At 67.1% G+C, this 17,966-nt stretch carries 11 protein-coding genes and 3 pseudogenes; 5 read left to right on the forward strand and 9 right to left on the reverse strand.

What is annotated here, in order from left to right:
* Window positions 1-106 precede the first annotated feature (106 nt).
* Window positions 107-1,117, reverse strand: coding sequence for an ABC transporter permease (locus BG482_RS14475; protein ID WP_079141812.1), 1,011 nt, complete (start codon window positions 1,115-1,117; stop codon window positions 107-109).
* A 40-nt stretch (window positions 1,118-1,157) separates the two neighbouring features.
* On the reverse strand, window positions 1,158-2,129 hold the full coding sequence (locus tag BG482_RS14480) for a substrate-binding domain-containing protein (RefSeq protein ID WP_069769412.1): 972 nt from the start codon (window positions 2,127-2,129) through the stop codon (window positions 1,158-1,160).
* A gap of 226 nt (window positions 2,130-2,355) precedes the next feature.
* Between BG482_RS14480 and BG482_RS14485 the strand changes: the two genes are divergently transcribed.
* Window positions 2,356-3,117, forward strand: coding sequence for an ATP-binding cassette domain-containing protein (locus BG482_RS14485; protein WP_069769413.1), 762 nt, complete (start codon window positions 2,356-2,358; stop codon window positions 3,115-3,117).
* A 50-nt stretch (window positions 3,118-3,167) separates the two neighbouring features.
* Entirely contained in the window at window positions 3,168-3,377 is a 210-nt protein-coding gene (locus BG482_RS14490) for a hypothetical protein (RefSeq protein WP_069769414.1), read from the forward strand.
* A gap of 546 nt (window positions 3,378-3,923) precedes the next feature.
* Here the strand turns inward: BG482_RS14490 and BG482_RS46160 are convergent.
* Both BG482_RS46160 and BG482_RS14495 read right to left on the reverse strand, forming a co-directional pair.
* Window positions 3,924-4,170: pseudogene (locus BG482_RS46160) on the reverse strand (IS5/IS1182 family transposase); the annotation flags it as partial.
* A gap of 54 nt (window positions 4,171-4,224) precedes the next feature.
* Window positions 4,225-4,662, reverse strand: coding sequence for an Lrp/AsnC family transcriptional regulator (locus BG482_RS14495; protein WP_069769415.1), 438 nt, complete (start codon window positions 4,660-4,662; stop codon window positions 4,225-4,227).
* 168 nt (window positions 4,663-4,830) lie between these two features.
* Here BG482_RS14495 and BG482_RS14500 point away from each other — a divergent pair, with 168 nt between their 5' ends.
* Window positions 4,831-6,105 (forward strand): ArgE/DapE family deacylase, encoded by a 1,275-nt coding sequence (locus BG482_RS14500; RefSeq protein WP_069769416.1) that lies wholly within the window; start codon window positions 4,831-4,833, stop codon window positions 6,103-6,105.
* Window positions 6,106-6,456: 351 nt separating this feature from the next.
* A complete protein-coding gene (locus tag BG482_RS41030) occupies window positions 6,457-6,843 on the forward strand; it encodes a GNAT family N-acetyltransferase (protein ID WP_256096373.1) in 387 nt (128 codons plus the stop codon).
* A 78-nt stretch (window positions 6,844-6,921) separates the two neighbouring features.
* Here BG482_RS41030 and BG482_RS14505 read toward each other — a convergent pair whose 3' ends face one another.
* Window positions 6,922-7,494 (reverse strand): hypothetical protein, encoded by a 573-nt coding sequence (locus tag BG482_RS14505; protein ID WP_141746581.1) that lies wholly within the window; start codon window positions 7,492-7,494, stop codon window positions 6,922-6,924.
* A gap of 167 nt (window positions 7,495-7,661) precedes the next feature.
* A complete protein-coding gene (locus BG482_RS43445) occupies window positions 7,662-8,984 on the reverse strand; it encodes a hypothetical protein (protein ID WP_141746583.1) in 1,323 nt (440 codons plus the stop codon).
* A gap of 578 nt (window positions 8,985-9,562) precedes the next feature.
* Here BG482_RS43445 and BG482_RS14510 point away from each other — a divergent pair.
* A pseudogene (locus BG482_RS14510) lies at window positions 9,563-10,125 on the forward strand (transposase family protein); the annotation flags it as partial.
* 112 nt (window positions 10,126-10,237) lie between these two features.
* Here BG482_RS14510 and BG482_RS41035 read toward each other — a convergent pair.
* The 3 genes and pseudogenes from BG482_RS41035 to BG482_RS14520 form a co-directional block, all read right to left on the reverse strand.
* Window positions 10,238-10,768: pseudogene (locus BG482_RS41035) on the reverse strand (transposase); the annotation flags it as partial.
* Window positions 10,769-10,822: 54 nt separating this feature from the next.
* Window positions 10,823-11,293 carry a hypothetical protein gene (locus BG482_RS14515; protein ID WP_141746585.1) on the reverse strand — a complete coding sequence of 157 codons (471 nt, stop codon included), beginning with the start codon at window positions 11,291-11,293 and terminating at the stop codon, window positions 10,823-10,825.
* A 92-nt stretch (window positions 11,294-11,385) separates the two neighbouring features.
* Window positions 11,386-17,826 carry an RHS repeat domain-containing protein gene (locus BG482_RS14520; RefSeq protein WP_069769419.1) on the reverse strand — a complete coding sequence of 2,147 codons (6,441 nt, stop codon included), beginning with the start codon at window positions 17,824-17,826 and terminating at the stop codon, window positions 11,386-11,388.
* Window positions 17,827-17,966: the final 140 nt, after the last annotated feature.

The raw sequence follows: 17,966 nt of genomic DNA on the forward strand, positions 1-17,966 counted from the left end.
TACCCGTGGAGGCCGGATGCCGTCTCGGGTGACGACACCAGGGCGCGGCCGAAACGTGCAGAGAAGGGCAGGGCGAGCCACGGCAGGCACGGCCTGGACTCTGGCATCAGCGTGAGCCGCTTCGCCGCAAGACCTGGTCGACGCCGACTGCGACGACGACGAGGGTCCCGGTCGCGACATCTTGGTAGAGACTGTCGATGCCCGCCTGAGTGAGACCGGAGCGGAGCACGTTGACGATGAGGGCCCCGATGAGCGTGCCGATGATGCTGCCCCGGCCGCCGAACAAGCTGGTGCCGCCGAGCACGACGGCTGTGATGCTTTCCAGGTTGGCTGTCTGGTAGGCGTTCGGGTCGGCGTTGGCGATTCGGCCGAGGGCCTGCCAGGCGGCGATGCCGTAAAGGAACCCGGCGGTGACGTAGACCGAGAGGACTGTGCTCCACACCTTGATGCCGATCAGGCGCGCGGACTCGGGTGCGTCGCCGACGGCGTAGACGTGTCGGCCCCAGGCGGTGTTGGCAAGTACGTACCAAAACAACCCGTAGAGGCCCACGAGCAGGAATGTCCCCCAGGTGAGGCGCATCGCTCCGAGCTGGATGCCGTGCCCCCAAAACAGGAGCAGATCGGAGGTCACCTGATAGCTACGCGAATCGGAGTAGAGGCTGCTCACCGCGAAAACGACGGTCAGGGTTCCCAGGGTCACGATGAAGGGGGGCAAGCCCAGCCGGGCGACGAGCAGGCCGTTCACCAGTCCCAGGAACGTCGCCACGGCCAAGCCGATAAGCAGGGCCACCCCGGGGCTGCCGCCTTCGAAGGCAAGTTTGGCCATGACGATCGTGCCGAGGACCGCGATGGCGCCGTTCGAGAGGTCGATGCCGGCGGTGAGGATGATCAGGGACTGGCCCAGTGCCAGAGTGGCGATCACGATGGACTGCTGGAGCACCAGCGAAAGGTTCTGCGCCGTCAGGAACGTATCCGTGATGATCCAGAAGACCACCACGGCAATGAGCAGAGCAGTGAGAGGGCCGATGGCCGGCGTGCGCAGGGCGTACCGGAGTCCCTCCCGGAGCCGGGCGTGCCGTTCAGCGTCGACGGCGTGGTCGGTGACAGATGTTCTCATCGGTCAGCCTGATCCTCTTCGACCGCTCGACGTCGGTACGTCATCCCCAGCAATGCTTCAGTCCCCAGTCCGTATCCTGAGACGCCAATCCGTTCACCGGTTTGTCGGTGATGAGTACGGTGCCCGTGTCCGAGAGTCCGTGCGGCTTCTTCCCGTTCTTGGCGTACTCGACGACCGAGTCGACGCCTCGCGTGGCCATCCTGACGGGGAACTGCATGACCGTGGCCGCGTACTTGCCGGACCGCACGTCGCGGACGCCGGTGCACCCACCGTCGATGGAGCCGATGGTCACCTTGCCGGTGAGGCCGCGAGCCGCCATGGCCGCGGAGGCACCGCTCGCCACCGGCTCGTTGATCGTGTAGACCGTGTTGATGTCGCTCGTGCGCTCCAGGAGGTTCTCCGTCGCAGCCTGTGCCGGATTGCGTTCTCCATTGGTGTTCGCCTGTCCGCGAATCGCCGGGGAGTCGTTCGTGATGCCGAAGCCTTTGAGGAACCCCTCGTGACGCTGCTTGCTGACGGTGGAGTCGTCCGTGCCGTCGAGCATGATCACCTTGGGCGGTCGGCCGGCGAGAGCAGCCCTGAGGTAGGAACCCTGGAGGCGTCCCGCCTTGACGTTGTCCGTCGCGTAGGTGGCATCGGTCGCGCTCGGCGGCTCGGTGGTGGAGTCCAGCGCGATCACCGCAATGCCCTGTCGGCGGGCCTCCGCGATGGTGCTCAGGAGCCCCGTGCCGTTCGACGGCGTGATGAGGATGCCCTTCACACCGCTGGAGATGAGACTCTCCATCGCGGCGACCTGGCCCTCGTTGTCCCCGTCGAACCGGCCGGCCAGGGCGATGAGCTTGGCGTCGTTCTTCGCCGCCGCCGCCACGGCGGCCTCGCGCAGAGTCACGAAGTACGGGTTGGTCTCGGTCTTGGTCACGAGGCCGATCTTGACCTTCCCCGACCCCGTGCCACCGCTGTCGCTCTGCCCCTCGCCGCATCCGGCGGCCCCGAGCAGAAGGCCACCCGCCATGAGGAGCGCCGCTCCCCGTCGGCGACGCCACTGACATGCGCGCTCGCGCCTCGAAGGGCGGTGTGTCGTGGTCTGCCCTCCCTGGGCTGGCCCAACGCCCCACGATCCCCGCTTCTGCCTCATATGTCGAGACTATGTCGAAAGGTAATGTAAGCGAGCTTTGACCTACCGTTACCACGGGGCGGATTTCCGCCGACCTTGCACGCACCGAGGAGGCGAGGTACGCGTGACCGGTTCGCCGCTGCTCGCACTGCGTGGCATCTCCAAGCGATTCGGTGCCGTGCAGGCCCTGAAGGACGTCGAGCTGGAAGTCCACCCGGGCGAAGTCGTCGCCCTCCTGGGGGACAACGGCGCTGGCAAGTCCACCCTCGTGAGGGTCATCGCGGGCGTCGCACCGGCCGACACCGGCGTCATCGAGTGGGAGGGCCGGCCGGTGCAGATCAGGACCCCTCAGGCCGCCCAACACCTCGGTATCGCGACCGTGTATCAGAACCTGGCGCTGTGCGACGGCCTTGATGTGGCCGAGAACCTTTTTCTCGGCCGGGAGCGCAGAAGTCCCGGTGCCCTGGGCCGCCTCTTCCGGCACATGGACAAGAACGGCATGCGCGCAGAGGCACGCCGGCAGCTGGACGCACTGGGCATTCGCGTCCCCGACATGCGCACCCCCGTCGCCACGCTGTCGGCGGGCCAGCGGCAGACGGTCGCGATCTCTCGCGCACTCCTGGGTAAACCGAAGGCCGTCCTACTCGACGAGCCCACCGCGGCACTCGGCACACAGCAGGCAGACCATGTCCTCGACCTGGTCGACAAGCTCCGCGAACAGGGGATCGGGGTGATCCTCATCAGTCACAACCTGGGAGACGTCAAGGCCGTCGCGGACCGGGCCGCGGTGCTGCGGCTCGGCTACAACAACGGTTTCTTCGATGTACCGACCACATCTCAGGACCGGATCATCTCCTCCATCACAGGGATCTCGAGCAGCCCTTGACTCGCGCAGGATCCCCAACCCCACGCGGGACCGGAAATTGCCAGCGGTGCGTGCGGTGGTCCGCCCAGGCCGTCCGAGACGTCCGTACCGACCCGCCTTCGCCGTCGGCGGATCCCGCGCTCGCGGCGCTGCGCGGCGTCGTGGACGATCTCGCCGCCTGCGCGCACGGGATCGGCGCGTTGATGCTCGAAGTCGCGCCGGCCTACCTCTGCGACACCGAGGCCGGTTTTCTCGAGCCTGCGACCCGTGCACTCGTATAGAAGCGCACCGTGTGCTCCGCATCCACATCGGTGCCTGTCTCCGACTCACGGCGGCCACACATCTACTGCCCGGACGGCGAGGCCCTCCGCCCGCTGGCGCAGGAAGGGCAGGGATGAGCCCGAAGACCCCCAGACACCGGCGCTGCAGCCGCGGGTGCCGAACGGACACAGCTACTGCTGGGACCGAGCACTCCAGCGGGGCCCACTGCTGCCAGCCCACGGGGCGCCCGCCTGGCTGCGGAGACGGGGGACACGCCGACCCCTGTGCCACCCCGCGCACGACCTGGTGAGACTCAGCGACGGTGGGCAGTCGGAGGTGTCCGCCTGCTCCATCACCGTGGTGCGGCCATCCCCGCGCGCGGGAATGCCCCGCGCCCGCGGGGTGGCTTCGCGGGACCACCGAGCCCCGTGCCGCCGAGCGGGTCGTCCCTGTGCCCCGCGGGGGTAGCTCTTCGGCGTCCCCCAGGCCGTCTTCGCTGCGTACGACGGCGTGATGGAGACGATCGGCTGTGGAGTCAACTCCTCTACCAGGCACTGTTTCTCGGATCATGTTTTGAGCCAGATGACGAGGGTTGCGAGCGTGACGGTGCCGAGGTAGATGTACGCGCGTTTCTCGTAGCGGGTAGCGACGGCCCGGAAGCCCTTGAGGCGGTTGATGGTGCGTTCGACGGTGTTGCGTTTCTTGCAGCGCTCGCTGTCGAAGCCGGTGGGTCGACCCCCTTCTGGAGCCTCGGTTCTTGCGGTGTCTTTGCTGGTCGAGGCGTTCGGGGATCGTGTGCGGGATGCCGCGTCGTCCCGAGGCCGGCGGACGCCGGCCTCGGCACTCGCGGTGGTCGCACGGTGTCGATCACACGCGAGGCCGGTTCAACAGCCGCGAGAGCACGATGGCGCTCTCGGTCCGTTCCACAGGAGAGGTGGCCCGCACGCGTTGGATGGCCTGTTCCAGGTGGGCGATGTCTCTGGCGAGCATGTGGACGACAGCGTCGGCGGCGCCCGAGACGGTACAGGCTTCGACGACCTCGGGGATGGCCTCCAGGGCTTGGCGCAGTTCGGCGGGGGTGGGATTGCCGGTGCAGTAGACCTCGACGAAAGCCTCGGTATGCCAGGCCAACGCCTGAGGATCGACGAGAGCGGTGAAACCGCGGATCGCTCCGGTAGCCACGAGGCGGTCGAGACGCCGCTTGGCGGCGGGCGCGGACAGCCCGGACGCCTTGCCGATCTGGGCGTATGTGGCCCGAGCGTCGTGCAGCACGTACCGGATGATCGCTTGATCGATGGCGTCCATGACCTCACTCCAGACGTCAGAACCTGCGGCCAGCGCAAGAAATAGCCATGGGTCCGCTGACATTGCAAGAAAGCGACAGTAGGAAGCAGCAAATGGCGATTGCTTGCATTGTCCGTCGAACATAGTCTCCGGATTGTCCTGATGTCACGTGGTGGGAGCAGCGTTGAGATGACAGCAAGCCTGAGCGATGTGGAAGCCTCGGCCCTGGCCGCGGTGGATGAGGCGGCCATCGCCCGGTTTCTGCTGGAACTCCTCGCGGTTCCGAGCGTGACGGGGAGCGCCGCGGAGTCCGAGGTTCAGCACGTCCTGGCCCGGCATCTGAAGCGGATGCACCTCGATGTCGACCTGTGGTCCATGAACCTGCCCGAGCTACGTGACCATCCCCGTTTTCCCGGCAGCGAGGCCCCGCGCACCGAGGCGTGGGGCCTGGTGGGCGGCACGGTGCCCCAGGGCGACGGGCCGACGCTGATCCTCCAGGGGCACGTCGACGTCGTCCCTTCCGGAGACTTGGCGCGCTGGGAGGGTGACCCCTTCCGCCCTCGGGTTACCGGGGACGTGGTGCACGCACGAGGAGCGTGCGACATGAAGGCGGGGGTGATGGCGATACTCGCCACCCTGGCCGCGATACGGGAGGCGGGCGCAAGGCTGCGCGGTCAGGTGTCCGCGCATTTCGTAGTCAGTGAAGAGGACGGGGGACTCGGGGCGTTCGGCACCCTCCGACGCGGCCACACCGGCGACGCCTGCATCATCACCGAACCGACCAGCGGCGCGGTCATGACTGCGAACGCCGGCGCCCTGACCTTCCGCATCCAAGTACCCGGCCGGGCCACCCACGGCAGCACCAGATACGTGGGGGTGAGCGCGATCGACGCGTACTTGCCCATCCACCGTGCGCTCGCCCAGCTGGAAGGCCGCCGCAACGTCGGGGCTGACCCGCTCATGTCCGAATACCCCATCCCCTACCCGCTGTCCGTCGGTACCGTTCATTCCGGTGACTGGGCCAGCAGCGTGCCCGACCTGCTGGTGGCCGAGGGAAGACTGGGCGTCCGGCTGGGCGAGGATCCGGCCCAGGCACGCACCGAACTGGAGGCGTGCGTGGCCGAAGCCTGCGCGGCCGACCCCTGGCTGCGCTCTCACCCCGCCACGGTGACGTGGCCGGGCGGGCAGTTCGCCAGCGGACGGCTGCCGGCCGGGCATCCGCTAGCGGCCCAGGTCGCCGACGCGCACGCCGACGTCACCGGCGGCCCGCGGCCTTCTGAGCGAGGCGCCCCCTATGGCAGCGACCTGCGACTGTATTCCGGGGCGGGCATCCCCACGCTGCAGTACGGCCCCGGCGACGTACGCCTCGCGCACGGTCCACAGGAACAGGTCCGCGTGAGCGACATCGTCACCGTCACCCGGGCACTGGTGCTCGCCACACTGCGCATGGTCGGCACCAAGTAGCAGACCCCTAACGGCTTTTGTGACCCGGTGGAAGTGACTCTTGCGGCCAGCGGGAGGCGGTCGCAGGGGTGGCCAGCGGCGGTTCCGACAGTACGGCAGTTCTCGGCCATCGGCTCGAGAGCGATCACCGCAGTCCTCTCACCACGGCCGAACCGCGCACCTGCCCCGTACCGGATCCGCTCACGAGGCCGTCGCCTCTCGATGGTCAGCCCGGCACCCTGCGCGTACCGCATACCACCGGCCGACAGGGATCACCACCCGTCATCAGCCGTCACCACCCCCGACAACACCCTGAAGAAGTCAGTAGGTGATCAGGTCGACGTGGAGGTGCAGATGACGCAGGGCTCACCCATGTCTGGTCCTTCCTCTCAGTGGTTGCCGGACGGCTACGGAAGCCGACCGGCAACCACCGCTGATGTCGATGCAGTTCACCAACTGGTCACCGCTTGCGAGTACGAGCTCCGTGGTCGTGCTGCGACCGGCGCCGACGTCATCGCCGCTGGCCTCAACACGCCTGGCCTGGAAGTGAAGTCCGACGCGGTGCTCGTTCACCATTCCGGAAGTGAGCTGGCTGGCTGGGGCTGGGTTAAGGGCCGGCGCGCCACGGTCCACGTGCATCCCGGTCACACGAGGCGGGGTCTTGGCAGTGCGCTGCTTGCCTGGACGGAGGCGCGGGCTCGGCGGCTGGGAAGCGATCGGCTTGCCCACACGGTCCCTGACAGCTGGCCAGGTCGCTGAGATCGATCCCGGTGGCCTTGGCGTACTGCTTGGACCAGTCGGCGACAGCCTCCCGGAAGCGGTAGTCGGGCCGGTGGGCTACCGCTTCCTCGCCCCTGTCCCGCAGCTAGACGACAGCCGCCCGCTCAAGATCCTGATCCCCGGACCGGCGGGCCAACAGGATGGCCTTCGCAAGCCGTGCCGGTTCGTTGTTAGTTGGCGCGAAGGACCAACCCTGCCCCGGTGGACGTGGGCATCCGCCAGTAGCAGCAGGCCCCGGTCGTGGGGGTCACGGACGAAGTGCAGGGAGGGCAGTCCGTACTGAGTGACACCGAAAGTGGCCTCTGGGGCAAGTGGAGTGCCGCCCGCCGGCCAGAGATAGCAGGCGCCCTGGGGAATATTGGCTGGACTCGCGTCGCCGGATGGCGCGGGGTGGTCGATCCGGATGCTGACTCCGCCGAAGCTTTCCATTCGGTCACGGAGGTCGGTGTAGTCCGAGTGGACCGTCCAGCCAAAGGTCGACCAGTCGTAGCGGTCCTTCCAGATCGAGAGTGTTGCGTGCAGGTCTCTCCGGACGAACGTCAGGTTGCCGCCGTCGATGCTGGCGGGATCCATTCCGAGCAGCTCGGCAAACTCATCCGCCATCCTGCGCATCGTCCAGGGCTGCGTCATGAAGGCATGCTAAGCGGTGGCCAGCAGCGTGCTGACCGTGAGCATCAGATCAACCGGGCGCCTGCAGGACCGCCATCCGAAGATCGATTACGGGATAGCGCCTCGAGGTTGGAAAAGGCTCAAGGTGTTCCGTAGATCCCGGTTATAGCAGCGCCTGGCTACGAATTTTATTCTTGTCCGTGGACCGGGCCGAGTGTGACATGGGCACCGGCTTGCTCGCACTGTCCACTTTTCACCTCATCGGCTAGTTTTCGAATCAGGCTGTTCTGGCATTTCTGCACCGCTGCCACAACCAGTGCGTAAAGAAGAGCCCACAGGAGGCCAGAGGAAACGGAGCACAGAAAAAGCCAAGAGGAGGCTGAAATGTCTGCATTCGAAGAGACTGCAGACGAAGAGTATGCAACCGCGCTCGCAACCTGGGCCACCGGTAGCATGAACAACGCAGGGAAAGCAACGACAGCAAGGATTTTGCTGCGGCGACTGCTATCCAGTGTGGCAAATCGCCAGAGCTGGTGAGAGACGATGACCGGCGTGGCGACAACTGAGATGAAGGCCAGAGTCGCCACTGCGCAGTGGCCGCGGTGTCCGAGCAAACGATTCCCGGTCAGCATAATACGATGGAAGTGAATGGCGCCAATTACTGGATAAAAGAGCCATGGAAGATAGAGCAATCCCGAAGCCATCGGCCACGCGGCAGCCTCAATCACGGGACGCGCCTCCACATACAAGCCGTTGTGGCGCATCTTGCCGACGAAGGGGGCTTTTCGGTTCTCCCCATCTCTACGACCTTCGAACGCTGAAAGCAGCCACATCATTCGAAGCGCACCCAGAGCTCCCAGCCATGCAACGTAAAGATAAGCCGCCAATAGGTTTGGCAGCCATTCCTGCCACGACTGCTGCCACTCGGTGGCAGTTTGAAGGGTGTCTTTTGTCACCCACCAAGCGAGCAGAATCGCCAGCGCGAGCAGAAATGCAGGCGGAAAGGCGAGAATTACTAGGTCGACAGGCTTTTCCGGTACCGGCTTTCTTTTAAGTGCCCCAAAGGCTTTTCTTTCCTGCTTATAAGCGCCGACCGATTTGTTTACGTACCAACTGCTTGCGGTGTCGTTAAGGCCAAGTCCGTCCTGATCGGCGAGACCGAGGATTTGCCTCTTGAGCCGGAAGGAAGATACCAATGGTCGAGTGGCCACGTAGCCGGTGACGAAGGCGATGAAGACCAGTACCAGCAGACCTGCGCTACCAATATGGATTGCGTGGTCGACTGCCGTCGGCAGATCTCCTCCTCCACCACCGGTCATCAAGTTGACCAGGTCTTTGCTGATCTCGCCGAAGGTCGTCTCAAGGCGGTTATCTTGTAGGCTTCTTAGCAGCTTATCTAGGGATTGTTTGTCATTATTTTTTGTTTCCCCGTGTGCGATGCCTGCGAGAATAGATCTCGCGGCGCGTCCAGCGAGCTGGATGATAACCGACGCAACGATCACAGCAGACACCGCAAAGCCGATGAGGGCGAACGTGTAACGGCTTGGTGGGAGGGCTCTACGGTACGCCGCGCAAGCGGAGCGATCTCGATCATCGTGATCGGGTGTCAGCTCGCCCAGAGCTTCTCGAACATGATAATTTCGTTCAAGTGTCAGGAGTGACCGCTCTACGTGCCGGATTAGGAACATTCGCGTACCAAAGGCCATACGGGGAAACCGGGCCAATGGCTTGATAAATCGCCACCGCGAGGGCCGAGAGTGCACCAACACAAACGGTGACAAAGACGCCGCATCCTCTAGCGCTCGGTCATACATCTTGAGAAGTTGGGGCACGCCGGTGCCGGAAACTGTAACCGTAGAATCTGGTTCGGGTGTCAACTCCCGACCTCCTCGTCGCGGACATCTGCTCCGGGCTGGCCATCAGATAGCGAATTCTCCTAGGGGCGTCGCGACAATTCCGAACGACACGCCGGGATATTGTGAGCCTTTTCCAACCTTCAGTGCGGGCTGGGGAGTTGGCCTAACAGACGGATGAAGCTCCTGGTAGATGGGTTTTCGACCAAGGGAACCGTCTCCACCAGAGGCTTCGCATGCTTGTCTACCCGTCCGGCGTCGACGAGTCCAGTTCTGCCTTCCGCTTCCTCTCAACCCGCCTGAGAACAAACCGTCACGCTCTCGGCACCCAATGGCGGCGCCTGAGCGCGGGCCCACAGGCACTGCTCACCCTCACCCACCTGCGCAAGGGCCAGCCCTACGCCCAGCTCGCGTCCGGTTTCGGGATCGGCACCACCACCGTCTACCGGTACATCACCGAGGCCGTCGAATTTTGGCCGCCCTCGCCCCCACGCTCGCCGAAGCAGTACGGGCCGCGTCGATGAAGGCGTAACTGATCCTGGACGGGACCCTTCCGCCGATCGACAGGATCGCCGCCGACCGGCTCTTCTACGCGGGAAAACACAAGACGCACGGAATGAACGTGCAGGTCATGACCGACCCGAAGGGCCGTCTCCTGTGGGCTTCACCAGCTCTCCCCGGTGCCGTCCACGACGTTCGGGCCGCACGAGCGCACGGCATCATCGACGCTCTCGCCCAAGCCGGCATCAACTGCTGGGCGGACAAGGGGTACCAGGGCGCGGGCGGCACGGTCCGCCTTGCAGACACGGCCGGCTTGCGGCGGCGCTACACGGGGAGCGCCGGGTGCGCGGCAAGTGCGCCGTCCTGCTTGGCCAGCCACTTGGCGCGGATTTGACCGTGCAAGACCTCTTGAGGGGAGGTCCGCCCCAGCGGATGCCTTTCTCGCTGCGGATGCGGGCGCGTTCCTTGCGTTCGGCGGCCAGGACATCACGGTGGTGGGCGTTGGCGTTCCGCCAACGCAGGTAGGCATGCAGGGCACGTGTCTGGATGGTGGGGTTGGGGTGGTGGGAGTTGGCGATGGTGAACTGCCGCAGCAGTCCGAAGTGGGCTCCGGTCGGGTTCGCCCAGGATGCATAGGTCGGGGTGAAGCGCAGCTCGACCTTGTTCTTCCCCGCCCAGCGACGGATGTCGGCGCCTTTGTGGGCGGACAGGTTGTCCAGGATCACGTAGATCGGGGCGCCGCAGGGCCGGGCGGCACGGATCGACTTCAGCGCGGCCAGCGTGTTGGCGACACCTCTTCTACGACGGTTGACGACCCACAGGGTGTCGTCACCGACCGAGTAGCAGCCGTGGAAGCACCGCACGCCGTGAGTGCGGTGGTAGGAGGCGGGCAGCCGGTCGGGACGATTCTGCTCGGTCCAGCCCGACGGCCTCCCGCCCACTGAGCGTCCAGACAGGCCAGGCCGATCTCGCCGTCGCCGCAATCCCAGCCGTTCTCAGCCCTGCCGGTCGTCCTCCTCCGGCGGATTCTCCCAGGACGGGTCCACGGCGATGTTCCAGCCCCGCAGCATGGCCAGGGTCGCCGCCCGGGTCTTCGGCCAGGCGAACCGGAAGGCGCGGTCGAGCACTTCACCGCTTTCCAGGAAAGGTTCCACAAAAGTGAAGTAGGCCGTGTCCACGAGCCAACCCGTGGGGTCTTCGTGGAGTCCCTCTATGAACTCGAAGCAACGCTCCAGGACGCCTTTCTGCTTCGCGTCGATTTCCGGTGATTCCATCAAGGGCTGGAACAGCGGGTGCGCAAGCACTTCCGACAGGAGCGTCCCGGGATGGGTGCTCACCTGCTCCCAATGGGTCACCTGCGACGCACGCAGGTCGTGCCGGTCGGCCGCCTTTTCGAAGTAGGGCTCGACCTCCGGCAGCAGCCGCCTCAGCTGCGCGACCAGATCACCGGACGAGATTCCTTGCATGTCCATACCTCTTCATAGGGCGCTTGATAATACCGCGCCGCCGGCCGGGAATGCCTCCCGGCCGGCGGCGTCTCTGATGGGCGGTCCGACGGTCAGGCCATCGGGCTCACCACATAGCAGTCATTGAAGAACAGGCATCCCGCCCCCTGGCCCTCGGGAACCACGCCCAGCGGGTCCGTCAGGGACTCCGTGAGCTGTTTCGTGGCTTCCTCGAACCCGTAGTTGTAGGCGTCCACCGGGAACTGCGCGACGCTGACGGCACCGCCCACCACCCCGAACGCCTTGGCGAAACCTCGGCCCTTGATCTTCTCACCCGAGGGCACGGCCCGTTGGGCCGCCTTCGGGTGGAGGTTCTCGGGGACGGCGAACTTCTGCCCTGTGACCTCGCTCATGGATTCCGCCGAGATGACGGTCTTGATGAGATTGGACACCGTCTTCGCGAACTCGGGTTTCGCGTTCACCCTCTTCGTCACCTCTCCGGCCACGTCATCCGCGTTGAGGGCCGTCCAGAGTTCCTTCGATTCGTTGATCGCGACCTTGCGGTCGGAGTCGGAGAGGATTCCCTTTCCGGTGTCCACCTTGGCCTTGCGGTCGTCCTCCAACAGGTCCCGCAGACCGCCCAGTTTCGCGACGGCCTTCTCGATGTGCCAACTCGTTCCCTTACCCCCGAAGGCCTTGCCCTCGTTCATCTCCTCGATCAGGGCCGTGCCCGTCTTGCCGTCGCCCTTCACGTCCGAGTCCGCGACCTGGGGCCTGATGTAGAGCTCCTTGATGATCTTTTCCAGGCGCTCGTTCTGCACCGCCGGCATATGGGCGCGCTTCTTGTCCATCCCGGGGTTGGGGTTCTTCTTGTGCTTCGAGGGCTTGCTGGGGATGATCCTTCCGCCCTGGCACCTGCCGGGGTTGTCCTGGCACCACGCCATCATGTCCGGGTCGTAGTTGCCCGTCGGGTCGCTGCGCCGCAGCGGGTTGTTGTGCGCGTAGGCGTAGCCGTTCAGCTGCTGCGGGTCCGTCGGGTCCACCACCGCGTCGGCGCTGAGGAAGCGCCCCGTCTTCGGGTCGTACTCCCGGGCCCCGAGATGGGTGAGGCCGGTCGGATCCTGCGTACCGCCGACGAAGCCCTTGGTCCCCGGCCAGCTTCCGGCCGGCGGCAGAGTGCCGCGTGCCTCGCCGAACGGCATGGTGCGGCGTTGCACCATGGTCTGCGTCGTGGCGTCGACGGCGAGTTCACCGGTGCCGTGGTGGTCGGCGACGACGAAGGAGAGCTTGCCGTCGTCCTGACGCACGGCGCTCGCCCCGCCGAGGTCGTAGTACCGCCGCGCGGTCGTCTTCCCGGTGGCCTTCGTCCAGGTGATCTCCGAGGCTCCCAGGTACAGCGTCGAGACTCCGCCGGGACCGCGGCTGATCAGGCGCTTGCCGTCGGCGTCGTACAGGTACTGGGTGGTCGCGGAGCCATCGGTGACGGAGGCGAGGTTGCCCTCGGAGTCCCAGGTGAAGCTCTGCTTGGCTCCGCCGGCCGGTGTGCGGGACTCGGCGCCGCCGCCGGGTTCGTAGGTGTAGGTGTCCTTGCCGGTGACGGCGCCCGCCGAGGAGACCGACGTCAGGGTGTTGGGCTGGCCCTTGCCGTTCTCGTCGTAACGGTAGGTGCGGGTGATGTCTCCCGCGGCCTTCCCGCTGGGGTCGTGCGTCGTGTCGGTGTCGCGGTTCCCGGCCGCGGTGTAGGTGTACGACTGCCAGTACGGCGCAGGTCCGCCGAGAGCGGCGGCGGCAGGGGCCGACGCGCAGTCGCCGGCCGGGGTCCACGCCTCGGTGAGCCGCTGGAGGTAGTCGTAGCGGAAGCACTGCCGGTCCGTGCCCTGGCGGGAGGCGTCGGTGACCGAGTCGACGTTGCCCGCGTCGTCGTAGTCGTAGGTGACCGCGCGGTCGACCCCGGCGATTCCCTCGCGTTCGGTGCGGCTGGTGGACAGCAGCTGGGTGCCCGGCTCGTACGTGTTGTTGATCCAGACGCGCTTGCCGGCGTCGCCCAGTTCCAGTTCCTCCAGCTTCCCGGTGAGGCTGTAGCGCGCGTTGCCGACATAGGTGCCGAGGCCCTCGGCCTTCACCACGCGCTGGAGGCCGTCGTAGGTCGGTGCGACCACCTCGGCGGGCAGGTTCCCGGCCGCCGGATAGCTGGCGGACTTGACGGTCCCGTCGAGGTTGTAGGTGGTGTTGGTCTGGTAGCTGACTCCCGCGGCGCCGCCCAGTCCGGGCTCGGTGGACGGGATCGACACGGTCGTGCGCAGGGGCCGGTACAGGTTGTCGTAGGCGTTGATCGTCTGCGTGTACTGGGCTCCGCCCGCGCCCCCGACATAGCGGGTGGAGCTGCCCAGGTAGCCCTTGCGTACGGTGTCGAAGGTCCAGGAGGCCAGCAGCGGGCCGGTGGTGGAGTTCTCCCGGGTCTCGGTGTGCCGCCCGAGCCGGTCGTAGACGAAGGCGAGCGTCTTCTGACGGCCGACGTCGGTCGCGGTGGTGACCCGGTCCGCGTCGTCGTAGGTCGTCCTGGTGGTGCCCGAATCGGGATCGGTGGAGGTGAGCTGGCGTCCGAGCAGGTCGTAGGTGTAGGAGCGGACCGTCTTGTCGGGGCCGGTGACCTTCGTCAGGTGTCCGTCGGCGTCGTGCTCGTACCACGTGCTGTCGTAGGCGCCGGTCGGCGCCCCGCCGTGGAACTCACGCAGTTCGGTGGTCCGGCCCGCCGCGTCGAGCACCGTCGCGGTCGGCGTGGCGCCGTCCGGCGGGTCGACGGTGACCAGGTCGGCGCTGTGGGTGGTCGTGGTGCGGGACAGCTCCACGCCGACGCCGTTGCCGCGGAGCGTCCTGGTGACGGTCTGGCGGCCCAGTCCGTCGTACTCGTTGACGGTCTGGGTCTCCACCGAGCCCTGCTCGGTCACGCCGAAGAGCTTGGCCTCGGGCGCCTTGGCCGCGTAGTACGGCGCGTACTTGCGCACGACCAGACCGCGTCCGTCGTAGAACGTGTCGTCGATCAGCCGGCCGCCGTCGGAGCCGACGGACTGCGACTGCCGTGGTCGCAGCCAGCCGTCGTACAGGATGTAGGACGCTTGCTGACTGCCGTCGTTCATCAGCTTCTTGGCGACGACCGCGGCGATGTCGCCCTCCGCGATGCGGTAGCCGTACTCCAGGCTGGGCGTCGGGCTGGAGCTCTTGGGCCGGTTGGCGAGCCAGGCCTTGGTGAGCCGGCCCAGCGCGTCGAACTCCGCGTCGGCGCGCTTGCCGTTGGTGTCGATCGTTGCGGTGGGCAGCGAGCGGACGCCGTCGAACTCCGTGACGACGGACTGCGCGCTGGACGGGGTGCCGGCGACCAGTTCGGTGCCCGTCACCGTGAGGGTGCCCGGCTTGGTGGCGGTCGCCGCGGCGAAGACGGTCGTACTACTGGCCCCCGACGAGTCGGAGGTGGACTTGGGCCGCCCATAGCTGTCGTACCCGGTGCTCTTCCACCGGTAGTTCGGGGTGGCGCCGGTGTAACCGACGAGCTCCTCCTGCTTGGTGAGCAGGCCGCGGGTCGGGGCGGCGCCGAAGGCGAGGGAGTCGTAGGTGTTGCGCTTACGGGAGAGCAGGTGCGCGGGATAGGTGACGGCGGTGCCGCATGCCACGTCGAGGACCTCGACCTGCTTGGGCAGGGCGCGCAGCCAGGTGGTGGCGTTGTCGGCGTACTCGGTGGTGGTGCACTGCTCGTCGCCGGGCGCGGCCTCACCGAGGTCGCTGTCCTCGGTGACCCGCCCCAGGTCGTCGTACGTCGTCGCGGTGGACGTCTGCTGCCAGCCGCCGTCGTGCTTGCGGTCCCAGGTGCGGGTCGCGGCCGTGCCGGTCAGGTTCGCGGTGACCGTGCCCCAGTCCCGCACCCGCTTGGCGGTCTCCTTGCGCCAGGGCGTGCTCACGGTCTTGCTCTCCACCGTGCCGCCCGGCCCGGTGTAGTCGATGGTCTTGAACTCGACTCCCTGGAAGGCCTCGTGGTCGGTGAGGCTGCCGCCTTCCCCGTCGGAGACGGTCACCGCCTTGACGCCGCCTCCGGCGTTCTTGCGGTCGCCGTCCATGCCCCGCAGGAACCAGTGCTCGTTCAGCGAGCGCATGCCGTCCCAGCCGCCGGACTGGACCTGGACCCGGCCGTAGCCGTTCCACTGCGACCAGGTCTTGTACTTCTCCTTGGTCAGGCCGTCGTCGTCGGCGTAGTGCCAGGCGGCTCCGTCCAGGTAGGCGTACTTGGTGACCATGTCGTCGGAGCCGCCGGTGCGGTCGGTCGCGGTGACCTGGGTGACGACGTACTTGTTGAACCACTCCTGGACGGGATCGGGCGCGCCGGCGGGCTGCCAGTACTGCGGGAAGCAGCGGGTGGTGTTCGACTCCGGCGTGGGCAGTGCGGCGAAGTCGCACTCGGGCTCCGAGTAGGCGACGTCGATCGAGCCGCCCGACTCGTCGGAGACGTTGGAGAGCCGGTACTTGATGAAGGGCGCGATGCCGTCACCGAGCCGGTCGAGCCGGTTGGGCCCCTGCTTGTAGCCGAAGGTCACCTTCGGCAGCGTGATCGACGGGGCGGCGGACAGGCCGGTGTGCTGGATCGACTCCAGGAGCAGGGAACGGTCGATGTCCGCGTCGCCCCACCTCTGGACGAACGCCCAGGCATCGGCGTCCGCGTATCCGCCCGAGGGCTGCAGGATCTGCGTGGTGACCTTGGAAAGCCGCTTGCGGGACCAGAAGGACGGGGCGAACCGGCCCTTGTCGCAGTCGCCGCCCGCCTTGCAGTTCAGGTAGTACGGCGTGTCCTCCCACCGGGTGGGGTTCTTCTCGATCTCCGTGACGGCGCACGCGGCGGCCGTGGCCTCGATGCACCGCTCGGTATTGGTGAAGACGACCTTGCCGACGGGCTTGGCGGTGTAAAGCGTGTCGCTGCGCTGGCCGTACTCGATGCGGTCGATGACACCGCCGCGCTCGTAGGGGGTGTCGTCGGCGGCCACGCGGTTGCGGCCGTACGAGTTGGTCTCCGGGTCGTACCAGTACGACATGGCGTTGCCCTGGAGGTCGACCACGTAGTCGAGGTTCCAGCGCCAGGCCTGCTGGCACCAGGACGCGGCGAAGGTGGCCTGGTGGCAGGGCTCGTCGGTGTTGTTGCCGAAGACGGGCACGGTCCAGGTGGACTTCGTCTCGGGCTTGCCCGTGCTCCAGCCCGGGAGGCGGTTGTAACCGAAGAAGTACTGGAGGCCGTCGGTGGTCGTCACCTTCCAGTACTCGCCGTCGTTGTCGCCGTTCGCCCGCCCGGTGGCGTCGCTGAGCTTCTCGACCCGGGTTCCGTCGTCGTTGCGGATGCGCCAGACGTTCTTGCCCGCCGGGATCAGTTCGCCTGCGCGGCCGTTGAAGCTGATGGTGGCGTTGTCGTAGCCCCAGCACTGGTCGCCGGGGGCGTCGTCCTTGCTCCAGTCGCCGTCCTCGCCGCACGGCTTGTAGCGCCGCTCGATGAAGCCGGTGTTCATGTCGAAGCCCGAACCGACCCAGGAGGACTGGTTGTTGCTGGTGGTGGTCTGACCGTCGACGGCGCCCGAGGAGTAGCCGATGGACAGCTTGGGCAGCAGTCCGCCGGGCACGGTGGGCGCGGTCAGCGGGTAGGACCAGGAGAAGTCGCCCGTCTGGAGACTGGTCTGCCATGCGGCCGACGACGACAGCGGGGTCGCCGAGTAGTCGCCGGCGCCCGCGGAACCGCCGTCGGGGTCGGCCACCGCGGCGAGGAGCACGGCGGAGGCGGCGGGACGCAGCGCCACGGAGGCGGCGGAGACCGTGTGCTTCTCACTGTCGTTACGGCCCGCCACCGGCGTCGTCGTACGGCAGCGGGGCAGCTTCGGCGTGGTCAGCGCGCAGGACGGCAGGGTGACCAGCCGCAGCCTCGCACCGTAGTCACCGCCGTAGGCCTCGCCGAACGCGGAGTAGTCGATGCTGACGCCGATGCTGCGGGAGCCGGTGGACGTGCTTGCGGGGCCGGCGGCGGCGACGGAGAGCAGGACTCCGTCGAGGCCGAGACCGCGGGCGGTCTCCTTGGGCAGCAGCCGCACCTGGGCCTTGGCGGAGCCGGTCGCCGCCGGGTCGGCCAGCAGCTTGACGGGCAGGCCGGGTACGGGCAGCTGAGCGACGGCGGGACGTGCGCCCCTCTTGCCCGCCGCCTTGCCACCGGCGCTCAGGCCTTGAGCAGCTGAGGCCGCCGGGGTGGTCGTGGGCAGCTGGACCTGCGCGGAGCCGGCCTTCGGCCAGGCGGCGTGGGGCGCGCGGCGCAGGCCCGACGGCAGACCGTCCGCCTTGCGCGGCTTGGTCCTGAGCGATACGCCGGGGACAGGGTGGTCGGCCTCGACGGGTGAGGTGTGCCGGACACCGCCCGATGTCGCGGCGGCCAGCGCGGGCTCGGCCTGGAACAGCGAGCCGATCATGAGCGCGGTCACCGTCAGGGTGGTGTACCGGTGGAAGCGGCCCGCGCGAGGCGGCCGTATGGGTCTGGACAACCCGAATGGTCCTTACGTTTGTCGGGTGGGGGTCGGGTCCGGTCGCTTGCGGACCCGTGGGCCCGCTGTATGCGGGCCCACGGGTCGGAGAAAGCGCGTCGTCACGACGCCCGGGGATGCGGACTACGGGTCACGGGCTA

Origin of the sequence: Streptomyces sp. LUP30 (assembly GCF_001746365.1) — a bacterium.
GTDB lineage: Bacteria > Actinomycetota > Actinomycetes > Streptomycetales > Streptomycetaceae > Streptomyces.

Coding starts and splice junctions, on each gene's coding strand:
- BG482_RS14500 (WP_069769416.1), top strand. CDS start 4,831: ATGACAGCAAGCCTGAGCGATGTGGAAGCCTCGGCCCTGGCCGCGGTG.
- BG482_RS14495 (WP_069769415.1), bottom strand. CDS start 4,662: ATGGACGCCATCGATCAAGCGATCATCCGGTACGTGCTGCACGACGCT.
- BG482_RS14475 (WP_079141812.1), bottom strand. CDS start 1,117: ATGAGAACATCTGTCACCGACCACGCCGTCGACGCTGAACGGCACGCC.
- BG482_RS41030 (WP_256096373.1), top strand. CDS start 6,457: ATGTCTGGTCCTTCCTCTCAGTGGTTGCCGGACGGCTACGGAAGCCGA.
- BG482_RS14480 (WP_069769412.1), bottom strand. CDS start 2,129: ATGGCGGGTGGCCTTCTGCTCGGGGCCGCCGGATGCGGCGAGGGGCAG.
- BG482_RS14505 (WP_141746581.1), bottom strand. CDS start 7,494: ATGACGCAGCCCTGGACGATGCGCAGGATGGCGGATGAGTTTGCCGAG.
- BG482_RS14515 (WP_141746585.1), bottom strand. CDS start 11,293: ATGCAAGGAATCTCGTCCGGTGATCTGGTCGCGCAGCTGAGGCGGCTG.